The organism is Micromonospora rhizosphaerae, assembly GCF_900091465.1.
In the GTDB taxonomy this organism is placed as follows: domain Bacteria; phylum Actinomycetota; class Actinomycetes; order Mycobacteriales; family Micromonosporaceae; genus Micromonospora; species Micromonospora rhizosphaerae.
Genome location: NZ_FMHV01000002.1, coordinates 5,534,867 through 5,556,432 on the forward strand (window position 1 = coordinate 5,534,867; position 21,566 = coordinate 5,556,432).

General features: G+C 68.3%; 19 protein-coding genes and 2 pseudogenes. 8 read left to right on the forward strand and 13 right to left on the reverse strand.

The features are described from left to right. Positions 1-14: 14 nt before the first annotated feature. The gene (gene pntB, locus GA0070624_RS26020; protein ID WP_091345559.1) at positions 15-1,421 is read right to left on the reverse strand and encodes a Re/Si-specific NAD(P)(+) transhydrogenase subunit beta; all 1,407 of its coding nucleotides are present in this window, start codon (positions 1,419-1,421) and stop codon (positions 15-17) included. A gap of 2 nt (positions 1,422-1,423) precedes the next feature. Next, on the reverse strand, positions 1,424-2,962 hold the full coding sequence (locus GA0070624_RS26025) for a Re/Si-specific NAD(P)(+) transhydrogenase subunit alpha (protein ID WP_091345561.1): 1,539 nt from the start codon (positions 2,960-2,962) through the stop codon (positions 1,424-1,426). 497 nt (positions 2,963-3,459) lie between these two features. On the opposite strand from GA0070624_RS26025, the gene GA0070624_RS26030 reads away from it, so the two are divergent. After that, positions 3,460-3,819 carry a leucine zipper domain-containing protein gene (locus GA0070624_RS26030; RefSeq protein WP_245718990.1) on the forward strand — a complete coding sequence of 120 codons (360 nt, stop codon included), beginning with the start codon at positions 3,460-3,462 and terminating at the stop codon, positions 3,817-3,819. Between the two features lie 20 nt (positions 3,820-3,839). Here GA0070624_RS26030 and GA0070624_RS36990 read toward each other — a convergent pair. Then, positions 3,840-5,612, reverse strand: a pseudogene (locus GA0070624_RS36990) (Tn3 family transposase). A gap of 20 nt (positions 5,613-5,632) precedes the next feature. Here GA0070624_RS36990 and GA0070624_RS26055 point away from each other — a divergent pair. From GA0070624_RS26055 to GA0070624_RS26065, 3 genes are all read left to right on the forward strand, one after another. Next, on the forward strand, positions 5,633-5,845 hold the full coding sequence (locus tag GA0070624_RS26055; protein WP_091345572.1) for a hypothetical protein: 213 nt from the start codon (positions 5,633-5,635) through the stop codon (positions 5,843-5,845). A gap of 71 nt (positions 5,846-5,916) precedes the next feature. Further along, a complete protein-coding gene (locus tag GA0070624_RS26060) occupies positions 5,917-7,119 on the forward strand; it encodes an NAD(P)/FAD-dependent oxidoreductase (protein WP_091345574.1) in 1,203 nt (400 codons plus the stop codon). A 14-nt stretch (positions 7,120-7,133) separates the two neighbouring features. Beyond that, on the forward strand, positions 7,134-8,030 hold the full coding sequence (locus GA0070624_RS26065) for an RNA polymerase sigma-70 factor (protein WP_091345575.1): 897 nt from the start codon (positions 7,134-7,136) through the stop codon (positions 8,028-8,030). A gap of 298 nt (positions 8,031-8,328) precedes the next feature. Here the strand turns inward: GA0070624_RS26065 and GA0070624_RS36045 are convergent, their stop codons facing one another. Genes GA0070624_RS36045 through GA0070624_RS26075 form a run of 3 tightly spaced genes read right to left on the reverse strand, consistent with a single transcriptional unit; the run spans position 8,329 to position 9,067 of the window. Then, positions 8,329-8,535 carry a hypothetical protein gene (locus tag GA0070624_RS36045; RefSeq protein ID WP_245718991.1) on the reverse strand — a complete coding sequence of 69 codons (207 nt, stop codon included), beginning with the start codon at positions 8,533-8,535 and terminating at the stop codon, positions 8,329-8,331. After that, positions 8,532-8,798 (reverse strand): hypothetical protein, encoded by a 267-nt coding sequence (locus tag GA0070624_RS36050; protein ID WP_245718992.1) that lies wholly within the window; start codon positions 8,796-8,798, stop codon positions 8,532-8,534. The genes GA0070624_RS36045 and GA0070624_RS36050 overlap by 4 nt, the downstream gene beginning before the upstream one ends. Continuing rightward, a complete protein-coding gene (locus GA0070624_RS26075) occupies positions 8,780-9,067 on the reverse strand; it encodes a Rossmann-fold NAD(P)-binding domain-containing protein (RefSeq protein ID WP_141715170.1) in 288 nt (95 codons plus the stop codon). Before GA0070624_RS26075 ends, GA0070624_RS36050 begins: the two co-directional genes overlap by 19 nt. 263 nt (positions 9,068-9,330) lie before the next feature. Between GA0070624_RS26075 and GA0070624_RS36055 the strand changes: the two genes are divergently transcribed. Then, a complete protein-coding gene (locus tag GA0070624_RS36055; RefSeq protein WP_245718993.1) occupies positions 9,331-9,744 on the forward strand; it encodes a transposase family protein in 414 nt (137 codons plus the stop codon). Here the strand turns inward: GA0070624_RS36055 and GA0070624_RS26085 are convergent. The 7 genes and pseudogenes from GA0070624_RS26085 to GA0070624_RS26115 form a co-directional block, all read right to left on the reverse strand. Next, positions 9,656-10,456 (reverse strand): SAM-dependent methyltransferase, encoded by an 801-nt coding sequence (locus tag GA0070624_RS26085; protein ID WP_091345577.1) that lies wholly within the window; start codon positions 10,454-10,456, stop codon positions 9,656-9,658. The genes GA0070624_RS36055 and GA0070624_RS26085 overlap by 89 nt on opposite strands. Before the next feature lie 251 nt (positions 10,457-10,707). Further along, entirely contained in the window at positions 10,708-11,610 is a 903-nt protein-coding gene (locus GA0070624_RS26090; RefSeq protein ID WP_091345318.1) for an IS5 family transposase, read from the reverse strand. 201 nt (positions 11,611-11,811) lie between these two features. Next, positions 11,812-12,576 (reverse strand): ABC transporter ATP-binding protein, encoded by a 765-nt coding sequence (locus GA0070624_RS26095; protein WP_245718994.1) that lies wholly within the window; start codon positions 12,574-12,576, stop codon positions 11,812-11,814. A 2-nt stretch (positions 12,577-12,578) separates the two neighbouring features. Further along, positions 12,579-13,388: an ABC transporter ATP-binding protein gene (locus tag GA0070624_RS26100; protein ID WP_091345578.1), complete on the reverse strand. Its 810-nt coding sequence runs from the start codon at positions 13,386-13,388 to the stop codon at positions 12,579-12,581. A 215-nt stretch (positions 13,389-13,603) separates the two neighbouring features. Beyond that, positions 13,604-14,737, reverse strand: a pseudogene (locus GA0070624_RS26105) (branched-chain amino acid ABC transporter permease); the annotation flags it as partial. After that, entirely contained in the window at positions 14,650-15,612 is a 963-nt protein-coding gene (locus GA0070624_RS26110) for a branched-chain amino acid ABC transporter permease (protein ID WP_218105304.1), read from the reverse strand. The gene GA0070624_RS26110 and the pseudogene GA0070624_RS26105, both read right to left, overlap by 88 nt. 163 nt (positions 15,613-15,775) lie before the next feature. After that, positions 15,776-17,047, reverse strand: coding sequence for a branched-chain amino acid ABC transporter substrate-binding protein (locus GA0070624_RS26115; RefSeq protein WP_091345580.1), 1,272 nt, complete (start codon positions 17,045-17,047; stop codon positions 15,776-15,778). A gap of 356 nt (positions 17,048-17,403) precedes the next feature. Between GA0070624_RS26115 and GA0070624_RS26120 the strand changes: the two genes are divergently transcribed. From GA0070624_RS26120 to amaB, 3 genes are all read left to right on the forward strand, one after another. Further along, positions 17,404-18,606, forward strand: a complete 1,203-nt coding sequence (locus GA0070624_RS26120; protein WP_141715171.1) for a PucR family transcriptional regulator — start codon at positions 17,404-17,406, stop codon at positions 18,604-18,606. A gap of 68 nt (positions 18,607-18,674) precedes the next feature. Beyond that, a complete protein-coding gene (locus GA0070624_RS26125) occupies positions 18,675-19,841 on the forward strand; it encodes an NAD(P)/FAD-dependent oxidoreductase (RefSeq protein ID WP_176731882.1) in 1,167 nt (388 codons plus the stop codon). 44 nt (positions 19,842-19,885) lie between these two features. Beyond that, complete coding sequence (amaB, locus tag GA0070624_RS26130) at positions 19,886-21,427, forward strand: L-piperidine-6-carboxylate dehydrogenase (RefSeq protein ID WP_091345582.1); 1,542 nt, start codon at positions 19,886-19,888, stop codon at positions 21,425-21,427. Positions 21,428-21,566 lie beyond the last annotated feature (139 nt).

Genomic DNA, 21,566 nt, shown 5'->3' on the forward strand with positions numbered 1-21,566 from the left:
GTTCGACGTCGCGGTCAAAGCGCCTTCAGGATGCCCTCGACCTGCTCGCGGGCGTCGCCGAACAGCATCCGGGTGTTCTGGCGGAAGAACAGCGGATTCTGGACGCCGGCGTAGCCGGTGCTCATCGACCGCTTGAACACGATCACGTTCTCGGCCTCCCACACCGCCAGCACCGGCATGCCGGCGATCGGGCTGCCGGGGTCCTCCAGCGCGGCCGGATTCACCGTGTCGTTGGCCCCGATGACCAGGACGACCGAGGTGTTTGCGAAGTCGTCGTTGATCTCGTCCATCTCCAGGACGATGTCGTAGGGGACCTTCGCCTCGGCGAGTAACACGTTCATGTGCCCCGGCAGGCGGCCGGCGACCGGGTGGATGCCGAAACGGACCTCCACCCCCTCATCGATCAGCTTCCGGGTCAGCTCGGCGACGGCGCCCTGTGCGTGCGCCACAGCCATGCCGTAGCCGGGCGTGATGATCACCGACTTGGCGGTGTGCAGCAGCTCGGCGGCCTCCTCAGCGGTGATCTCGGTGTGCTCGCCCTCCATTGCCGCAGGGGCGACCGCGCCCTCGTTGCCGAAGCCCCCGGCGATCACGGAGATGAAGGATCGGTTCATCGCCCGGCACATGATGTACGAGAGGTATGCGCCGGAGGAGCCGACCAGTGCGCCGGTGAGGATCAGCAGGTTGTTGTCGAGCAGGAAGCCCGACGCCGCGGCGGCCCAGCCTGAGTAGCTGTTGAGCATCGACACAACGACCGGCATGTCGCCGCCGCCGATCGAGGCGACCAGGTGCCAGCCGAGGGCCAGTGCGAGCACCGTGACGGCGGCGAGCAGCCCCAGGCCCGGGCTCATGACGAAGGCGACGGTCAGACCGACAAACGCGGCCAGGGCAGCGACGTTGAGCCAGTTGCGGCCCGGCAGCATCAGCGGGTTGCTGTTGATCCGCGCTGACAGCTTGAGGAACGCAACGATCGAGCCGGTGAATGTCACCGCCCCGATGAAGACGCCGATGGCCACCTCGGCCGAATGGATACCCAGCAACTCGTGCGCGAGCTCGGGCTGCGCGGCGCCTTCAGCCTCGACCGACAGGTAGCCGTTCCAGCCGACCAGTACCGCGGCCAGACCGACGAAGCTGTGCAGCAACGCGATCAGCTCGGGCATGCCGGTCATCTCGATCCTACCGGCGCGCCAGATGCCGACTGCGGCGCCGAGGGCCATCGCGACGACGATCAGCGCGATCGCGGATGCCTCGACGCTGCGCGAGGCCAGGCCGACGGTCGCCACGAGCGCGAGCGCCATGCCGGCGATGCCGTAAACGATGCCGGACTTGGCGGTTTCATGCTTCGACAGGCCGGCCAGGCTCAGGACGAACAACAAGCCGGCGACGATGTAGGCCGCCGAAGCGGCGGAGACGGCAGTCATGATCAGCCCCTCGTGAACATGCGAAGCATGCGGCGGGTCACGGCGAAGCCGCCGAAAACGTTGATGGAGGCCACCAGAATCGCGACGAACGCGAGGACGGTAACCAGGGTGCTGGCGTGGCCCATCTGCAACAGGGCGCCGACCACGATGATCCCGGAGATTGCGTTGGTCACCGACATCAGCGGAGTGTGCAGCGCGTGGTGCACGTGCCCGATCACATAGAAGCCGACCACGATCGCCAATGCGAAGACGGTGAGATTCTCGATCAGGCGGCCTGGCGAGAAGGCGGTAACAAGAAAGAGCAGCACCGCTCCGAGGCCCACCACAGCGAACGTCCGGGCGGGCGACGCTGCCGGCTTCTCGGCGGGCGCGGGGGTGGCAGGCCGTGCCACGGGAGCGGCGGCCGGAGCCGCCGAGACCTGCACCTGCGGCGGGGGCCAGAGCTTCTCGCCGTTTCGGACGACGGTCATCGACCGCTGCACTACGTCGTCGAGGGCGAGCACGGCCTGCCCGTCCTTGCCGGGGGTCAGCAGCTTCATGAGGTTGACCACGTTGGTACCGAACAGCTGTGAGGCCTGGGCCGGCAGCCGGCCGGGTAGGTCGGTGTAGCCGATGATCAACACGCCGTTGGCGGTGGTGACAACCTGATTGGGTACTGAGCCCGCCACGTTGCCGCCCTGGTCGGCGGCCATGTCGACGATCACACTGCCCGGCCGCATGCTGGCGACCATCTCCTCGGTGATCAGCCTCGGCGCGGTCCGGCCGGGGATCAACGCGGTGGTGATGATGATGTCGACGTCCCGGGCCTGCTCGGCGTAGAGCTCAGCGGCCCGGCGGTGGTAATCGTCGGACATCTCCCTGGCATAGCCGTCGGTGCTGACCTGCTGCTCGGCGTCTGGCACGGCCACATACTCACCGCCCAGCGAACGCACCTGCTCGGCGACCTCCGCGCGAACGTCGGCGGCGCGCACGATCGCGCCGAGTCTGCTCGCCGCGCCGATCGCGGCCAGCCCCGCCACGCCGGCGCCGACCACCAGCACCTTGGCCGGGGGCACCTTCCCGGCGGCGGTCACCTGGCCGGTGAAGAAGCGGCCGAAGGCGTGCGCGGCCTCAACGACCGCGCGGTACCCGGCGATGTTGGCCATAGAACTGAGCACATCCAGCGACTGGGCCCGCGAGATCCTGGGGACGGCATCCATCGCCAGCGCCGTGACCGACTGGGCGGCGAGCGTGTCGATCAACTCGGAATCGAGGGCCGGGGTCAGCAAGCTGACCAGCAGGGCACCACGGCGCAGCCGTGCGACCTCCTCGGCGGTCGGCTTGGCCACGTGCAGCACGACATCCGCCGACCACGCCTCAGATGTCGACCCGATCCGGGCGCCCGACCCGACATAGGACTCATCAAGGAAACTGCTGGCCAATCCGGCGCCGCTTTCAACAACCACCCCGTAACCAAGACCGGTGAGTTGACGTACAGTCGCCGGCGTAGCCGCCACCCGCGTCTCCCCTGGCCGACCCTCCCTGGGCACCCCGATCAGCACGTCCCCTCCAACTCTGGTTTTGGCCCGCAGGCGCAGCGATCCATGCCGCTCGGCCTAACCAATGTCCACGCTCGACGGCGAGACGGGCCGCACTGGTTGCATTCACTCCTCCGCGCCTGGCGCAAGCGCCATCCGCCACGACGCTCGGTCAGCCCCGTCAGGGTTGACGCCCCGCTCCGGCGGGACACACAAGCGGTTCGCGTGACGGTGGCGCAGAGCCCTTGCTTTGCTTTTTCGCGACGCCGGACCGCCCCTCTCGTCTCGCCCGGGTTGGCCGCACCCTTCCGGTATCGACCGCTGCGGGTCCGCAGCCAGGTGATCAAGTGCTGACTGGGCACTGTATGGGAGACCACCCACCCGCACCTAGGCCGTTCGGCCTGTACGTTCGGCCAATTAAGGACGCGGAAGCTCAGCTTCGGCGCCTAGCTGTATTGACCACGAGCGTTGTTGACGGCGTGTCGGCTTGATCAATAGGGAGACCTCCGGCGAGGTGTGAGGTGCTGACGCCCACATCCGAACCGGAGGTCTCGATGGCCCACCGTAATGCCCGCCTGACCGTGTACGCCCGCCGGCTGCTCATCGCGCGTGTCGTCGGCGAGGGCCGGCCGGTCGCCCACGTGGTCAAGGAACTCGGCTGCGCGCGGGCGACCGGCTACCAGTGGCTGGCCCGCTGGCGAGCAGAAGGCGACGTCGGCCTTGTCGACCGGCCCAGCGTGGCCCACCGACTGCCCCACAGGACGCCCGCCGCGGTGGAGGCACGGGTATTCCAGCTGCTCATCGTCTGCAGGCTCGGCCCCGCCGGCTGGCACCGCTGCTGGACATGCCCGGTCGCACCGTCACCGTTGAAGCCGCCGTGAGTACGGCGAGGAGATGCAGATCAAGGCCAGCCCCGGCGACGCGCCCGAGTGGTGGGCGCACCCCCGGTTCGTCGACCCGTGCGTGCCCTGCGGGTGGGCCTCCCCGCCACGACGGGATCAGCGCACGACGGCGTACCGCACATGAACAGCGTACGGCGAGCGGTGGACCGAAAGGATCTTGAGGTCGATATCGCGGTCGAAGCCCTCGAAGAGCCCTTTCCCCCGGCCGAGGACGACCGGAGCGGTGGTGATGCCGAGCTCGTCGACCACCCCCGCCGTGAGCGCCTGCCGGATGATGTCAGCGCCCCCGCCAATGGCGATGCCGCTGTCGCCGGCCGCCCGCCGGGCCGCCGCCAGCGCCTCCTCGAACCCGTTGACCATGAGGAAACCGGTGCTCGGTACCGGTCGATCTGGGGGTGATGGCTGCGGCGGACGGCACGGCCGAAACACTCAAGCTGCTGCTGGAGGTGTGCACGGTACGCAGCCCGGACGACCCGAGAGCGCTGCACATCACCACCAACCTCGCCCGCGCCAGCGACCAGCTCACCGTGGCCGCCGACCGAATCGGCACCGTGTTCGCGGTCGGCCGGGACGTCGCCGCGGCGATTGTGGAGCAACACGAGTAGCCGCCAACGCCATGGTGGCCGTGATCGGATCCAGTCGCCCTCGTCCGGGTCGGCGTCGTCGGGATCGCGCAGCGACCGCCAGGCGCCGCCGCAGTCGGGTAGCCGGAACGAGTGGTCGCCGTGCACGTTGATATGCCGGCGCACGTACGCCGACAGGCGGGCCACGCCGTCCTCCAGCACCGGGTAGCCCTGCGCCCGCAGCTTGGCCAACGCCCGGTCCAGATAGACCGGGCTCCACAACGTCACGCAATTCAGGACGAGCCCGAGCGCGCCGAGCTGGTCTTCCTGCCCGTCGCGGTACGCCCGGTGCAGCTCCCCCTTGCGGCCGTAGAAGATATGCCGGGCCAGGTCGTGACGCCCCTCGTTGAGGTTGCGCATCGCCTTCATTTCACGCCGGTACGCCGGGTCGTCGACGAATGTGAGCACGTGCAGGGTCTTGAAGATCCGCCCGTACATGGCGAACGCATCACCGAGCTGGGTGGGCCGACCATCGCGCTGCAAGATACGGATTACGTCGTGGGCCGACACGGTATGGGTGTAGATCGAGCAGACGATCCGCAGGATGTCGCTCCAGTGCCGGGCGATCTTCTCCAGGTCGATGGTGCCGCGGGCAGCCCGGTCCAGCGCGGCGTAGTCGGCGCCGCGGTTGATCCGCCACAGCTTCGCGTCGGGCAGATCGGCCAGCACCGGCCCTTAGTCGAACCCGAGCAGCGTCACGATGGCGAACACGATGTCGGAGTACGAGCCCTGGTCGGTGATCAAAACCTCGGGCCGGCGGTCGCTGTCGGGGTTGAAGATCAGGTCCACGAAGTGCAGGGTGTCTTTCGCCGCGCCCGACACGACCCGGCCGGCCAGCCCGATGCGCTGGTCAGAGATCATGTTGAGCCAGGTCACGCCCTTCTTGCGGGCGAAGTACTTCGGGCTGGGCCGGGCGTCGATGCTGCGCACCGGCACGACGAACCGCACCCCATCCACCGCGGCGACCATCCCGCCGCCCCACGCCTGCGCCAGGCCGATACCGGCCTGGGTATCGATGAGTACCGCATTGGCCGCGATGTAGGTGTCCGGGCGCAGGTAGTGCTGGTCGACGTGGGCCAGCCGGGCAGGCCGTCGGCGCCCACGCTCAGGTGCGTGTTGGCGTCCAGGCCCGCGGCGGTCGCTCGCCACGCCTCGTCCAGGTCACCAGCGTGGGCCTCCAGCAGCTCGCTGGGGTCTTCGGGCAGCAGCAACGCGGACAGTACCGGCTGCTTGACCGCCTCCCACGCGTCGTCGGACAGCAGCCGGGCCCGCGGGTCGGCGAACCGGTCGGACACCTTGGCGAAAATGTCGCGGCGCTTGAGGCCGGCGTGGAACAGCTCCAGCACGCAGAACACGTGCTTGACTCGGCGCTCGGCGAGTGACCTGACTCACTGATGTCACAAACCGCCGGACGCGCGGTGTCTTGAGGCCGCACCTTGAAGAAGGAGAGGCCATGGCTGAGAACACCGATGTCATCGTGGTCGGCGGCGGATACGCCGGCGTGATGGCGGCCAACCGCCTGACGCGGCGCGACGGCGTGACAGTGACCCTGATCAACCCGCGTCCGGCCTTTGTCGAGCGGATCCGCCTGCACCAGCTCGTCGGCGGGTCGGACGACGCGGTGGTGGACTACCAAAGGATTCTGGCCGGCGGCGTCGGGCTGGTGGTCGACACCGTGACCCGGATCGACACGTCCGAGCGTCGCGTGACCCTGGCGAGCGGCGGCACGCTCGGCTACGACTACCTGATCTACGCCGTGGGCAGCGGCAGCGCCGACCCGAGCGTGCCCGGCGCGGCAGAGCACGCCTACCCGATCTCCATCCTGGAGGAGGCGCGGCGGCTGCGGCCGGTCGTCGACGCCGCGCCCGCATCGGCCGCGGTGACGGTGGTGGGAGCCGGGTCGACCGGCCTTGAAACCGCTTCCGAGCTGGCGGAGCTGGGCCGGAAGGTGACCCTGGTGTGCGGAAAGGTGCTCGGGCCCTACCTGCATCCCCGGGCCCGGCGCTCGGTGGCCGAGCGGCTCACCACGCTCGGCGTGACCGTGATCGAGGGCCCCGGCGCGACGGTGACGGGCGTGACACGCGATGCCGTCCAGCTCGCCGACGGCCGCGAGTTGCGCAGCGGCGTGACCATCTGGACCGCGGGATTCGGCGTGCCGGATCTGGCCGCCCGCAGCGGGCTGAGCACGGATGCCTTGGGGCGCCTGCTCACCGACGAGACGCTCACGAGCGTGGACGACGCACGCGTCGTCGCGGCCGGGGACTCGGCGGCACCGTCGAACCTGCCGGTGCGGATGAGCTGCCAGTCCGCGGTGCAGCTGGGCCCGCAGGCCGCCGAGACGGTGCTGAGCCGGATCGCCGGCAAGCAGCCCGCCGACTTCAACGTCGGGTTTTTCGGCCAGTGCATCAGCCTGGGGCGCCGCGCCGGAATCGTCCAGTACGCCAAGAAAGACGACACCGTGACAGGGGTGTCTTACCTGGGCGGCGGGTCCATGGCGATGCTCAAGGAGGCCGTGTGCAAGAGCACCATCTGGCAGATGGCGCAAGAGGCGCGCAGACCCGGCTCGCTCAATCTCTGGTTCAAGGATCGCCAGCGCCAGGAGCTGCGGCGCGCCAAGGCCGGCGAGGCGCCGACGGTCACCGGCCGGCGGGCCTAAGGAGAGGTGCCGGGATGAGCGACCACGCCGGTGACCCGGCGACCGAGACCTTCGTTGCCCACCGAAACCTGCTGTTCACCGTCGCCTACGAGATCCTCGGATCGGCGGCCGACGCGGAGGACGTGCTGCAGGAGACCTGGCTGCGGTGGGTCAAGGTCGATCTGGATCAGGTACGCGATCAGCGCGCCTACCTGATCCGGATCACCACCCGCCAGTCGCTCAACCGCCTGCGCACCCTGCAGCGGCGCAAGGAGGCGTATGTCGGTCCCTGGCTGCCCGAGCCGCTGCTCACCGCGCCGGACACGGCCGAGGATGTCGAGCTGGCCGAGAGTGTGTCGATGGCGATGATGCTCGTCCTCGAGACGCTCTCGCCGACCGAGCGCGCCGTCTTCGTGCTGCGCGAGGCGTTCGAGGTCAGCTACGACGAGATCGCGGCGGCCATCGACAAGAGCCCGGCGGCCGTACGCCAGATCGCGCACCGCGCCCGGCGGCACGTCGATGCCCGCCGCCCCCGCAAGGTGGTCTCCCCGAGCGAAAGGCGGGCGGCGCTGGAGGCGTTCCAGCGCGCGGTCGAGACCAGCGACCTGCGGGGCCTGCTCGACGTGCTCGCGCCCGAGGTGGTCGTGGTCAGCGACGGCGGCGGCTTCAAACAGGCCGCGCTGCGGCCGATCGTCGGCGCGGAGAAGGCGGTCCGCATGTTCATCGGTAGCATGCAAAAGGTCGGAGGCACGCTCACCACCGAACCGACCGTGATCAACGGCAGCCCGGCACTGCTGTTTCGCGTCGACGGGGAGATCGACGGCGTCGCCGCGCTGCGGATCGAGGACGCCCGCGTCACCGGCATCTACTACGTCCGTAACCCGGAGAAGCTGTCCCGTATCGGGTCCGAAACCCCGCTCACCCTGCACTGAGACGACCTTAAGCATCTACGTCTATCGGGTCGATTGCGGGAAATCCTTTGCCTGCGCCTGCTGCGCCGCACGGCCGCGGACGTCACCGCCGCCGAGCCGGTCGTCCTGGCCGGCGCGCTGACCCGGCGGGCGCAACCCAACACCGGCGCACGCGGGCCGCGAGCTCAGCAAAACGCTGGCACGCGCCGACCACGCGAGCCCAGCAAGACGCCCACCCCGCGAGCGCGGGAGAAACCCAGGCGCTCCCGTGGTGTTCCACCGTCGAAAAGGACGGCACACCGCGGGCGTACGTCTGAGGTCAGCCCTGCCCACCGACCTCGCCGAGGCGTACGGAAGGACCGGGTTTGGTCTCCTTGACGGGCAGCATCATGAGGATCGAGAGGATCAGGAGGCCACCCAATATCACCGCCACGCCGATCTTGTCGATGCTCGGGAAGACGTCCAGGTGCAGCAGGTGCCACAGGAAGTGGATCGCGTTGTAGATCAACCATGCGCCCCCAGTCACCGCCAGGGACTCCCGGGGGGGGTCGGGCGGCGCAGCGCCCACACGCTCAGCACCAGCAGCGCCAGGTTGAGCGCCCCCACGTCGCGGGCCAGATGCTCGTTGTACGGGCCGAGCGCCGCCACCCAGTGGAGCCCCGGCGCCGGGAAGTCGTTGTAGAACGACAGCGGGAACGCCGCCGCCCACACCCCCTGGTAGGCCGCCGCCACTGCCAGCAGCCCGGCCATCCAGCGCTTGGCCGCCACGGTCATCGCGACGCCGCCCACTGCTCGAAGGGGATCTTCCCGCTGTGGAAGTCGCCGGCCGGCAGCACGCCACCGTTCGCCATCGCCTTACCGACGGGCACCGTCAGCACCAGTTTGCCCTTGGCCAGGCGGCGCATCATCGATGCCATCTTCAGCACCTCGGGGCCGGCCAGCTCGGTCGCCCGGCCCTGGGCGGGGCCTTCGGCCAGGCGTACGAGCTCGGCGGCGACCTCGGAGGCGGCGACCGGCCGGCTCAACATCAACGGCGCCACCGTCACCGGGCCAGGCACCTTGTCGAGTGTTTTCGGCAAGCCTTATGAGCACCACGCCGGCAACGTCATTGAGCACCACATCCTGATCGATCGATTCGAATGGGGCAACGGGCAGCGAGTTTGGAGTCCACCCTCGTGGCAGGGCCCCTGGCAAAGTCGTGAGGGTGCCCGTCTTGATGTGGTTGGTGTAGACGCGCCCTTGCTGGTGGTAGCAGGGCGGGCATGACCGGTTCCGGTGATCATCGAGGTTCCTACGCCTTGTTGATCGTCCGAAGTGAGTCATGCCCGCGCTGCCATCATCGCTGATCTCGTCCTTGTCCGGCGCACCGGCGGTCACCGTGTTCGAAGCCGCTGCTGGGCTGCCCGCGGCGCTGGCCGGTCTGCCAGATCCCCCAGCTCACCGCGGGGTGCGGCACCGGCTGACGGTCGTGGTCGCCGCGGCCGTGTGTGCCGTGGTGGCCGGCTACCACTCATACACCGCGATCGCCGAGTGGATCGCTGATGTCCCGGCCGCGACCGCGCTCGCGCTGGGCATCACCCCGGACCGGCGCCCATCGGAAGCGATGATCCGCATCCTTGGCGCCGTCGCCAAGGTTGGCGCAGCGGTCACGGGAGCCGGGCGACGGCTCCGTAGACCGACACGTCCGCGGAGGCCGGCCGTGGGGCTTCCTCGCTCTCGGCACGCCACTCGTTGACGGGGACGACGCCGGGCTCCACGACGTCGAGGTCCCTAAGTAGGGCGGCGAACTCGGCCCTGGTCCGCGGCCAGATGTCGGTCTGTCCAGTGGCGAGCATGCGGTCGTAGACGGCGGCCACGGGCTCGGAAAGGAAGTCCTTCGTGGCGTTGGTGGCGACCAGGTAGCTTCCGGTTGGGAGCGCGTCGAGCAGGCGCGCGACGATCGGCGCTGCGGCCCCGGGGCCGGGTATGAAGTGCAGCACTGCGACGAGCATCAGCCCGATTGGGCGGGACAGGTCCAGCGTGGCGAGCAGGTCCGGGTGGGTAAGGATTGTCTCTGGCTCGCGGAGGTCGGCTTCGAGGTAGGCGGTGCGGCCTTCGGGGGCGCTGGTGAGCAGTGCCCGCGCGTGAGCCATCACCATGGGGTCGTTGTCCACGTAGACGACTCGTGTCTCAGGAGCGATCGCCTGGGCGACCTCGTGTGTGTTGTTGGCGGTGGGCAGGCCGGTGCCAATGTCAAGGAACTGCCGAATGCCCGCCTCGCGGGCCAGGTAGGTGGTGGCCCTGCGCAGGAAACGCCGGTTCTCCCGGGCGGCGATCGGCGCGCTGGGCCAGGCCGCAGCGATCCGGTCCGCGGACTCGCGGTCGGCCGCGAAGTTGTCCTTGCCGCCGAGCCAGTAGTTGTAGCGGCGGGCCGGGTGCGCGGTCGTCGTGTCGATCCGGTCTCGCATCGGGTCGGCTTCTGGCAGATTCACGGGCCAACTCCCATAACTACGTCTAGCCGGCTGTGGTCTGCCGGGCGGCGACCGCCGCGTTGCGAGGCTCAGGGTAGTACCGGATGGACGCTCAGCGTGTCCCGTGCCTGCTTGCCTGCGTACACTGGCCGCCGGCACGGTGACCGAGCTGCTCGACTGAGGCGCGTGGAAGGGCCCCTTGCCAACAAGGGCCCTTCCCGTACGGCCTGCCCGGCCTAGCCCGTGTTTCATAAGGCTCGGAGCCACTGGTTGATGATGGCGACGGTGACGGTGGCTTCGAAGCGGACGGCGAGTTTGTCGTAGCGGGTGGCCATGGCGCGGTGCTGTTTGAGCTGGTTGATGCCGCACTCCACGGCGTGCCGCAATCGGTAGTCGACCGGGTTGAAGGCGGGTGGTCGTCCGCCTTTGGATCCCTTGGCCTTACGGTGAGCGTCCTGGTCGGCCTTGCTCGGGATGCAGACCCGGATCTTTCGGCGGCGGGCATACCCGCGGTTGCCGCGGCCGGTGTACGCCTTGTCGGCCAGGACCAGGTCGGGACGAGTCCGGGGCCGGCCGCCGCCGACCCGGTACACCTTGATCCGCTCCAGCACGGTGATGAACTGCGGGCTGTCTCCGCGCTGCCCACCGGTGATCACCACGGCGAGGGTCTTACGGCCCTGCTCGCAGGCCAGGTGCGTCTTGGTGGTGAACCCGCCCCGGGAACGACCCAGCCCGTGATCGGCAGGCTCGGTGGCAACACCACCCGGCGGCTCCTTCTGCAGGTGACCGTCCCGGCGGGCACCCGCAGCGTGCTGGTGGGCGCGGCTGATCGTGGAATCGACGCTCACCGTCCAGTCGATCTTCCCGGCGGCGTCCGCCCCGGCCTGCAACCCTGCCAGGACCTTCGCCCACGTGCCGTCACGCTGCCAGCGCCGGAACCAGCGATACAAGGTCTGCCAAGGCCCATACACCTCCGGCACATCCCGCCACGGCGTCCCGGTCCGGACCCGCCACCGGATCCCGTCGATGATCTGCCGTTTCGTCCAACGCGGCGGACGCCCCCGGCCCGGCTCCACAGGCAGAACAGGCCGCAGCCCCGCCCACTGAGCGTCGGTGAGATCGTGCCGCCTCGCTGCCGCTACCCTGGGCACGAGGTCTCCGGTCGGTCTTCGGTTTGCTTGGTCGCTAACCGATCTACCGGAGACCTCCTCTCTTATCGATCACCGCCACGCCGGCTTCTCACCGCCTAGCAGAGCCTTACGAAACACGGGCTAGTGTGAAGATCGTCGGGCACATATCCGGCACAACTGAGACCGGCAAGGCGTGCGAAGGCAGTGCTTCCCCAACCGTGATCAGCCGCCGAGGTACGCCTGGACGACCTCCGGGTTGTTCGCGACGTCGACGGCCGCGCCTGACACCTTCAGCCGGCCGGACTCCAGCACGTACGCCCGGTCGGCGATCTCCAGTGCCGCGAGCGCGTTCTGCTCGACGACCAGCACCGTGGTGCCCTGCTGCCGGATGCGGGCGATGGTCTCGAAGATGAGTTCGACGAGCACCGGGGCGAGACCCATTGACGGCTCGTCGAGGAGCAGCAGCTTCGGCCTCGCCATGAGCGCCCGGCCGAGGGCGAGCATCTGCTGCTCGCCCCCGGACAACGTGCCCGCGCGCTGCGCGATGCGTTCGCGCAAGCGGGGGAACAGCTCGTAGACCTGCTCCTTGTCGGCGGCGATCCCGTGCCTGTCGGTGCGCACGAACGCGCCGAGGTCGAGGTTTTCATCGACGCTCATCCGCGGGAAGATCCGGCGACCCTCCGGCGCCTGAACGATCCCGAGGCGCACGATCTGGTGCGCGGGCAGCCCGTTGAGCCGGCGCCCCTCGAAGGTCATCGTGCCGCGGCGCGGATGCAGCAGCCCGGAGATGGTACGCAGCGTGGTGGACTTTCCGGCCCCGTTCGATCCGAGCAGCGTGACGATCTCGCCGGGCATGACGGTGAGGGTGAGGCCCCTCACGGCGGCGATGTTGCCGTAGTAGACCTCGATCCGATCGAGCGAGAGCATCGGCTCGCTGGACGGGGGACGCTGCTCCGGGACAGGGACGGCGTGGAAGGCGTTCGGCATGGTCACAACCTCCGCTCCCGGGCGGCCTTGCCCAGGTAGGCCTCGATGACGCGGGCGTCGGACCGGATCTGCTCCGGTGTTCCCTCGGCGATGCGCTCGCCGTGGTCGAGCACGGTGATCCGTTCCGAAACCCGCATCACGACGCTCATGTCGTGCTCGATGAGCAGCACTGACAGGTTCTTCGCCTCGCGCACCCGGTGGACGAACTCGGTGAACCGGGCGGACTCCCGCGGGTTCATCCCGGCCGTCGGCTCGTCGAGCAGCAACACGCTCGGCCGCACCGCGAGCGCCCGGGCGACCTCGAGCCGACGCTGGTCGCCGTAGGAGAGGTTGCGGGCGTACTCGTCGGCGGCCCGGCCGATGCCCACGAAGTCGAGCAGTTCCCGCGCCGTTTCCCGCGCCTCGCGCTCCTCGCGGCGCTGCCTCGGGGTGTGCAGCACCGTCGCGGTCACCCCGGAGCGCAGGTGGGAATGCATGGCCACCTTGACGTTCTCCTCGGCGGTCATCAGTCCGAACAGCCGGATGTTCTGAAACGTCCGGCCAACGCCAAGGGCGGCGATGCGGTGCGGTGCCAAGTTGGTGATGTCGCGGTCGCCGATGTAAACGCGGCCTGCGGTCAGCTCGTAAAGCCCGGTGAGCGCGTTGAAGAAGGTCGTCTTGCCGGCCCCGTTAGGGCCGATCATGCTCACGATCCCGCCCTCGGGCACCGTGAAGCTGACGTCGTTCACCGCCACGAGGCCGCCGAAGCGGACTGTGAGGTGTTCGGCTCGCAGGGCCGTCCGGGTCTCGGTCGTCTTGGTCGTCGTAGTCACCGTCGGTCACTCCCCTCGCCGGCCGCCGCGCGCTCGACCTGCTCGTCGAGCTCGTCCACCTCGATCGCATCCTGACCCACGGCGGTCTTCTCGTGCTCGCGCAGCACCAGGCGCGTCCGGGACTCCGGCAGGAAGCCCTCCCGTTTAAAGAGCATCATCAACACCAGCGCCCCGCCGAAAAGTAGGAAGTTGTATGACGTGAAGTTGATCTCGGTGCCGAACTGTGCGTTGAAGGCGTTGCCGAACTGCGGTAGGCCGGTCGAGTTCACCCAGGCGAGGATCAGCGCACCGAGCGTCACACCCCACACATTGCCCATGCCGCCGAGCACCACCATCGCGAGCAGCGTGATGGAGATGGAGAACCGGAACGTTCCCGCGAAGGCGCCATTCACGTGCGTGGCGTACGCGACCCCACCGATGCCCCCGGCCACCGCGCCGATGCCGTACGCCGCAAGCTTCGTGCGCATGAGCGGCACGCCCATGGCGCTCGCCGCCACCTCGTCCTCGCGGATCGCCAGCCACGCCCGGCCGAGCTTGCCCTCCCGCAGCCGCAGTGAGATGAAGATGATGAGCGCGGCGAGCGCGACGAAGATCAGGTACTTCGACAGCAGGTCGAACGGACCGAGGTTACGGATGCTCAGACCATTCGCCTCGATCGCGACGCTGTAGATCGGGTCGACCGGCGTAATGCTCTTGTCCCCGTTGGAAAGGTTGAACCCAAAGACGTTGTCTCCGTTCCGGAAGACCTGTGGGATGATCTCGCCGAATCCGAGCGTGACGAGCGCGAGATAGTCGCTGCGCAGCCGGAGGGTGGGTGCACCGATGATGACCCCGAAGACGAAGCACAGAGCCGCACCGGCGACGAGCACCATCCAGAAGCTGAAATGGATGCCCGGCTGGTTGGTCGGCACCGACCCCAACAGGTGCACCCGGATCTGATAGAAGAACGCCGACATCAGCCACGCGGCCGTGTAACCGCCGATGGCCCAGAACGCGACAAACCCGAGATCCAGCAGGCCGGCGTACCCCACGACGATGTTGAGGCCGAGCGCGCAGATCACCCAGACGAGCGCCTCGTTCAGCGACGCGCGCGGGAGCCAGGTCTGGAGGAACCCGTCGGCCCCGAGTCTGCTGGCGTAGTAATGCAGGAAGAACACGGCCAGTGCGGCGAGGGCGAAGCCGATCGGCCACCGCAGATGCTCGGGCACCCAGCGTCGACGCTGCGGTGGCGGCACAGGCCTGGACAGGTCGTATCCCACGGCTACTCCCCTGTCGCGCGGCCGAGCAGGCCGTCCGGTCGAAACACCATCAGCAGGATCAGGATGCTGAAGACCACGGTCTGCGACCACTTCTGCCCGAGTCCGTACGGTGCGCCGTCGTTGATGCCCTGGATCAGCCCGATCAGGACGCCCCCGAGCACAGCACCGGTCAGATTGCCGATGCCGCCGAGGACCGCCGCAGTGAATGCGATGAGCCCGAGCTGGAAGCCGAGGTCGAAGCGGGTCGAGGCGATCGTCTGCTGGTACATGACACCGGCCGCCCCGGCCAGCGCCCCGCCAAGGAGGAACGTGAAGGAGATCGTCGAGTTCACGCTGATGCCCATCAGCCGGCTGGCGTCCTGGTCCTGCGATGTCGCCCGCATCGCCTTCCCCTGCTTGGTCCTCGTGACCAGCCAGCTCATCAGCAGCAGCAGCGGCACCGTGAGGACGATGATGATGAGGAACTTGTAGTCGATCTGGACAGCGCCGAGGTGGATGGCGCCCGACGGTAGGACGCTTGGCCACTGCCTCTGGCCCGAGCCATTCCAGAGCAGACCGATCTGCTGGAGCACGAAGCTCATGCCCACCGCCGTGATGAGGGGGGCGAGTCTGGGCGCACGACGCAGGCGGCGGTAGGCGAGAAACTCGATCATTACGTTGAGCGTGCCGCAGAAGGCCATCGTGGCGAGCAGGGTGACCAGAAAGAGCAGCCAGGCCACCACGTTGGACTCCCGCTGCCCCATGACGGTCGTGAGCAGGAAGCCGCTGAAGAGCGTGCCCAGCATGAACAAGTCCCCGTGGGCAAAGTTGATCAGCTGGATGATGCCGTACACCATCGTGTAGCCCAGCGCAATGAGCGCGTAGAGCGCGCCGTTGTTGAGCCCGGCAACGGCGGCAGAGAAGAACTGGCCCGGCGACTCTACGACGTTGGCGAGAAGCCATATCGCAACGGTGACGAGGATCAAGGTGGCAGCCGAGCGCTCGATGACCGCCCGCCGGGACAGTGGGGGACGGATGGCGGTCGGGGCGAGGGTGGTCGGGGTCATGGGGCTCCCTGTGCGGCGGTGGGTAGAGCGTCCGGTGGTGTGGCGCGCCAGCATCGGCGCGCCACACCCTGATAGCGGCGGGTCAGGAGGTGACGGGCCAGGCTTTGTGGAACGTCTCCTTGTTGCCCTTCATGATCAAAACCGAGATGTCCCGGGCGCTGGCGTCGCCGCTCTTCGGGTCGATCGCCAGGTCCTTGCCGAGCACCGCCTTGCTTGCCGGGATGGAGATGCCGGAGCCCTCGAACACCGCGTCCCGCACGCCCTTGCGGGTGCCGTCGGACTTCTCGATGGCGGCGAGGATCACCTGCAGCGCCATCACGCCGTACATTGCGTAGCTGGTGACCGGGTCGGAGCCGTACTTGGCCTTGTAAGCGTCGAGGAAGGTGGCTGCGGCGCCGCCGGCCGCCCGCAGCTGCGCCGTGTCCAGGCCGGCGAACGTCAGGTACATGCCCTGGCCCTCGGCGAGCTTCTGCAGGTCGGTGTAGCCCGTGAAGCCGTCGGGACCGAGCAGCTTCACCGGGCCGCTGTTCGGGCCGAGGACCTTGACCTTGTCCTTGACCAGTTGGCCGCCGTTGTTGTCGTAGATGCCGCCGAAGTAGACGCAGTCTGGGTTCTTCGACTTGACCTGCTGGAACAGCGCCACGTAGTTCGGCTGGGCCTTGTCCCAGGCCTGCTCGCCAACGACCTCGATACCCTGCTTCTTCGCCTCGTCCGCGAACGTCTTGGCCACGCCCTGGCCGTACGTCTCGTTGTCATTGAGCACGTAGCACTTCTTGAGCTGGAGGTCCTTGGCGACGAACTGCGCGGCTGCGGCACCCTGATAGTCATCGGTGGTGATGACCCGACCGTAGTTCCGCTTGCCGCTTGGGAAGAATTTCTCCGGCTCGCCCGGGTCCCACTTCTTCGTCAGGCCGGGGTTGGTGTTCGCGTGCGAGATCATCAGCAGCGGTCCCGTCGAGTCCGCGTTCAGCACCGGAGCCTCGATCTTGGCGCAGCCGGAGTTGTAGGTGCCCATGACCGCGACCTCGTTGGCGTTCGCGACGTGGTCCTGCGCGTTCTTGGCGCAGGTGGCGTCGTCCCACGCGCCCTTGGCCGCCGTGGAGTCGTCGTACTTCTTTAGTGTCACCGTGTGCTTGCCGGCCTTGCCGCCCTGCTGCTCTAGGTAGAGCTGCATGGCGTTCCATGTGGCGTCGGAGGCGTCCTTGGACGCGCCCTGGAACGGCAGGTCCACGCCGACGACGACGTTCTTCGCCTCGCCGGTGCTGGTACCCGTGCCGCCCGGGTCTCCCCCGCACGCCCCAGCGGCCATCGCGACGACCACCAGACCCGTGAGTACGTTGACATGTCTGGCCATCCGAAGCTCCTCTCCCTCGTCGTAACTGCGACTGGGGTCGGCGAAGCCGCGGTAGGCCTCCGGGCCCCTCCCCGAGCCCGGCTGTACCGACCTCGATCGTGGCGACGACCGTAGGCGCGACCGGCCCGCGCGGCGATGGACGATTGTCGTGGTCAGCACACCCGGCGTTGAACATCTGTCGAGACACCGTGCCCGACCTGCACCTTCGCAACGTTTTCCCTGGATAACGTGTTGGTAGCGACCAGCCGATCGTGCCGTTTACCGTTCCGCAACCGTCGAAGACTCCCGATCTTTTCGACGACTGTTCAAAATCAATGGACGCCCAAACGGCGGCTGGTCGATGCTCGGGAGTCCTCGTGCACGCTGATCTCCAGCGGATCGTCGATGACCTCACGGAATACGTGGGGCTGCCGATACAGCTGACTGACGTGCGGCTGGACTCGATCGTCTTCGGCCCGCACGGCGGAGAGATCGACTGGATCCGACGGGAGAGTCTGCTACTGCGCCGCACTCCCCACCAGGTCCGCGCGCTACTGGAGCGCAGCGGCGTCTTCTCCGCCATCGGTCCGTTGCGGATCCCCGCCGACCCGGATCAGGGCATGTGGAGCCGGGTGGCCGTGCCCACTCGCTGGCACAACATCACCTACGGCTACCTATGGATCCTCGACAACGTGCAGGTGCTGACCGATCATCAGCTGCAGCACGTCGCAGACCTCGGCGCGGAGATCGGCCGGCTGCTGCACGCCATGCAACGCGCCCGCCATGTCGACGCGAGCCGATTGTCCGACCTGGTCGCCGCGCCGCTCGACGTACGGCAGCGGGCAGCAGCTGAGCTGTTGGAGTCCGGCACCATCCCGCCCCGCTCGCCGGTGGCCGCCGTCGTACTTGCGCATCCGGCCGCCGAGGCGACCCCCGACGACCTCGAGACGGTCCTGTGGGACGTCGGCACAGACGCCCTGCCACGGGCCGTCCTGCGGGTCGTCGAGCCGAACCACACCGTGCTCCTCGTACCGCTGCCCCGGTCCGGCGATCTTCAGCCCGCACGGTCGGCGGCGGCGCGGCTGCGCCGGGTCTACCTGAACGCCACGCACCCCCCGCTGTTGACCGTCGTCGCTGGCATCAGCGACCCGCACACCGAGCTTGTCGAGGTCCACGCAGCCTACCGCCAGGCCAAGCTTGCGGCGCGCGTCGCGGAGTCGCTACCGGAGCTGGGGCCGGTCGCCGAATGGGGCCGCCTGGGCGCCTTCCGGGCGCTGGTCAGCATCCCCACCGACCAGGTCGGTGCGCTGGCCTCCTCCGTCGTACGGTCCATCATGGACGCCGGCGACCCCAGCCTGCTGCCGACGCTCGAGGCCTACCTCGATAGCGGTTGCGACATGAAGTGCACGTCCGCCTTCCTCAACGTGCACCGCGGAACGGTCTACTACCGCCTCCGCAAGGTGGAGACCGTGTCCGGCCTCCACCTGCACGACGGGCTCGATCGGCTGGCCCTGCACCTGAGCATCAAGCTCGGCCGCCTCGCCGGCATCATCCCCCACCGCAACGGCGGACCGCACTAGTCGGACAGGTCAGCGCCAGCGATGATGTAACTTCCTCCAACCCAGGGTCGGTTTGAGAGCGAGGAACGATGACGCGAACCGGTCGCGAACTGCCGTCGAAGGCGTCGGTGGTGATCATCGGTGGCGGTGTCATGGGCGTCAGCACCGCGTACAACCTGGCCGCGGCGGGCGTATGCGACGTCGCACTCGTGGAGAAGGAGGCGCTCGGCGCCGGCTCTACCAGCAAGGCCGCCGGCGGGGTACGCGCCCAGTTCTCCGACCGGATCAACATCGCACTCGGGCTCCGCAGCCTAGAGGTGTTCAGGCACTTCCGGGAGCACTTCGAGCAGGAGATCGACCTGCACCAGGTGGGCTACCTGTTCCTGCTCGACTCCCCCGAGAGCGTGGCCACGTTCGAGCGCAACGTGGCGCTGCAGAACGAACTCGGCGTGCCCAGTCGAATGATCCCGGTCGACGAGGCGAAGCGGATGTCCCCGCTGATCTCCACCGAGGGCCTGCTCGGCGCCGTCTACGCCCCCACCGACGGGCACTGCACCCCCGAGTCGGTCGTCCTCGGATACGCCTCCGCCGCCCGCCGTAACGGCGCGAAACTGATCACGAGCTGCGCCGCGATCGGCATAGAGACCGACGGCGATCGGATCGTCGCGGTTAACACGGAGGGCGGCCGGATCGAGACCGACACGGTCATCTGCACGACCGGCGCGTGGTCACGCCAGATCGGCGAATGGGTCGGCGTCGACCTGCCGGTATCCCCCCTGCGCCGACAGATCCTCATCACCGAGCCAATCCCCGGCCTCGATGCCGACACCCCGTTCACCATCGACTTCGGTACCAGCTTCTACTTCCACTGTGAGAGCAGAGGGCTGCTGCTCGGGATGTCCGACCCCGACGAGACCCCCGGGTTCAAGCTGACCCGCTCCGATAGTTGGCTGCCGAGGCTGGGCAAGGCGATGGCGCGCCGCACCCCGGCACTGTCAGACGTGGGCATCGCCAGCGGCTGGGCCGGCCTGTACGAGATGACTCCCGACCACAACGCCCTTATCGGAGAGGCGGCCGAGGTGAGACGGTTCCTGTACGCCACCGGTTTCTCCGGCCACGGCTTCCTGATGGGTCCGGCCGTCGGGGAGGTCATGAGGGACCTCTACCTGGGTCGGCAGCCCTTCGTCGACATCAGCGGGCTGCATGCCGGCAGGTTCGCCGACGCCGAGATCCGACCCGAACTGAACATCGTCTGACCGCCCCGCGCGGACGCGCTCGAGACCAGTACAGGGAGACAGTCATGGCACCAAGGCCGACCGCGATTCCCCGTGCCGAGGAACTCGCCGAGCTTGCCCGTACCACCGCACAGCGGTGCGGAGTCGACCTGGCGGCGATCGCCGGCGACGTGAGGACGACATCGCCCATCAATGGTGAGAGCCTGCTCTCGGTCGGGTGGGTGGACGCGAAGGCCGTCGATCTCGCCGTCGAGCGCGCCCAGGAGGCGTTCCTCGCGTGGCGTACCGTACCGGCACCGGTCCGCGGCGCCCTGGTCAAACGGTTCGGCGAGCTGCTGACCGAGCACAAGAGCGACCTCGCTGCGCTCATCAGCCTGGAGGTTGGCAAGATCGCTTCGGAGGCGCTGGGCGAAGTCCAGGAGATGATCGACATCTGCGACTTCGCCGTGGGCCTCTCCCGGCAGCTGTACGGCCGGACGATGACCTCCGAACGGCCCGGTCACCGCCTCATGGAGACCTGGCACCCGCTCGGCGTCGTGGGCGTCATCAGCGCCTTCAACTTCCCCGCCGCCGTCTGGTCGTGGAATACGGCGGTCGCCCTCGTCTGCGGCGATCCTGTCGTCTGGAAGCCGTCGGAGATCACCCCGCTCACCTCCGCCGCGTGCGGCGCCCTGCTCAACCGGGCCATCACGGAGCTGGGGGCGCCGACGCACCTCAGCCAGGTGCTGATCGGCGGCGCGGACGCCGGGCAGGCGCTCGTCGACCAATCGGGCGTGGCACTGCTGAGCGCCACCGGTTCAACCCGCATGGGCCGCTCGGTCGGACCGCGGGTCGCCGACCGCTTCGGACGTTTCCTGCTTGAGTTGGGTGGCAACAACGCCGCCATCGTCGCGCCCTCGGCCGACCTCGACCTGACCACCCGCGGCATCGTCTTCGCGGCCGCAGGCACCGCCGGGCAGCGGTGTACGACGATGCGCCGGGTCATCGCACACACCTCCGTCATCGACCGGCTCGTCGAGAAGGTCTCCGAGGCGTACAACCGACTGCCCATCGGCAATCCGCTGGGGGCGGGAACGCTGGTCGGCCCGCTGATCAGTGACACCGCGTACAAGAACATGAGCAACGCCCTGGCGGCCGCCACCCAGCAGGGTGGCACGGTACTGGTTGGCGGTGGGCGTCGCTTCGAAGACCAGGCCCCCAACGCGTACTACGCCGAGCCGGCGATCGTGCGCGTTGGCGAGCAGACCGACATCGTCCGGCAGGAAACGTTCGCGCCGATCCTGTACGTAATGCCGTACGAGAGCCTGGACGAGGCAATCGCGATGAACAACGCGGTGCCCCAAGGCCTGTCATCGAGCATCTTCACCAACGACCAACGGGAGGCCGAGCGATTCATCTCCGCGGACGGCTCCGACTGTGGGATAGTCAACGTCAACATCGGTACCTCGGGCGCTGAGATCGGTGGCGCCTTCGGCGGCGAGAAGGAGACCGGCGGCGGCCGGGAGTCGGGCTCGGACGCTTGGAAGAGCTACATGCGCCGGGCGACCAACACGGTCAACTTCTCCGGTGAGCTTCCCCTGGCGCAGGGCGTCGACTTCACGGTCTGACCGCTGAACCTGTCGGGCTCGCAAAGGCGCCATTGCATGGTGGGATCGATGGACGCGTTGAATGAACCCCTCTCGGTCCCGAGGTCAGATCGCCCAGGCGAGTTCGGCAAACGCAGCGGCGACCTGCAAAGCGGGCGGA

What these genes read in the sequence shown, in the direction of transcription:
- GA0070624_RS26125 (WP_176731882.1), top strand. Translation starts at nt 18,675, where the DNA reads ATGACGCGAACCGGTCGCGAACTGCCGTCGAAGGCGTCGGTGGTGATC.
- GA0070624_RS26065 (WP_091345575.1), top strand. Translation starts at nt 7,134, where the DNA reads ATGAGCGACCACGCCGGTGACCCGGCGACCGAGACCTTCGTTGCCCAC.
- GA0070624_RS26085 (WP_091345577.1), bottom strand. Translation starts at nt 10,456, where the DNA reads ATGCGAGACCGGATCGACACGACGACCGCGCACCCGGCCCGCCGCTAC.
- amaB (WP_091345582.1), top strand. Translation starts at nt 19,886, where the DNA reads ATGGCACCAAGGCCGACCGCGATTCCCCGTGCCGAGGAACTCGCCGAG.
- GA0070624_RS26115 (WP_091345580.1), bottom strand. Translation starts at nt 17,047, where the DNA reads ATGGCCAGACATGTCAACGTACTCACGGGTCTGGTGGTCGTCGCGATG.
- GA0070624_RS26060 (WP_091345574.1), top strand. Translation starts at nt 5,917, where the DNA reads ATGGCTGAGAACACCGATGTCATCGTGGTCGGCGGCGGATACGCCGGC.
- GA0070624_RS36055 (WP_245718993.1), top strand. Translation starts at nt 9,331, where the DNA reads ATGCCCGCGCTGCCATCATCGCTGATCTCGTCCTTGTCCGGCGCACCG.
- pntB (WP_091345559.1), bottom strand. Translation starts at nt 1,421, where the DNA reads ATGACTGCCGTCTCCGCCGCTTCGGCGGCCTACATCGTCGCCGGCTTG.
- GA0070624_RS26095 (WP_245718994.1), bottom strand. Translation starts at nt 12,576, where the DNA reads ATGCCGAACGCCTTCCACGCCGTCCCTGTCCCGGAGCAGCGTCCCCCG.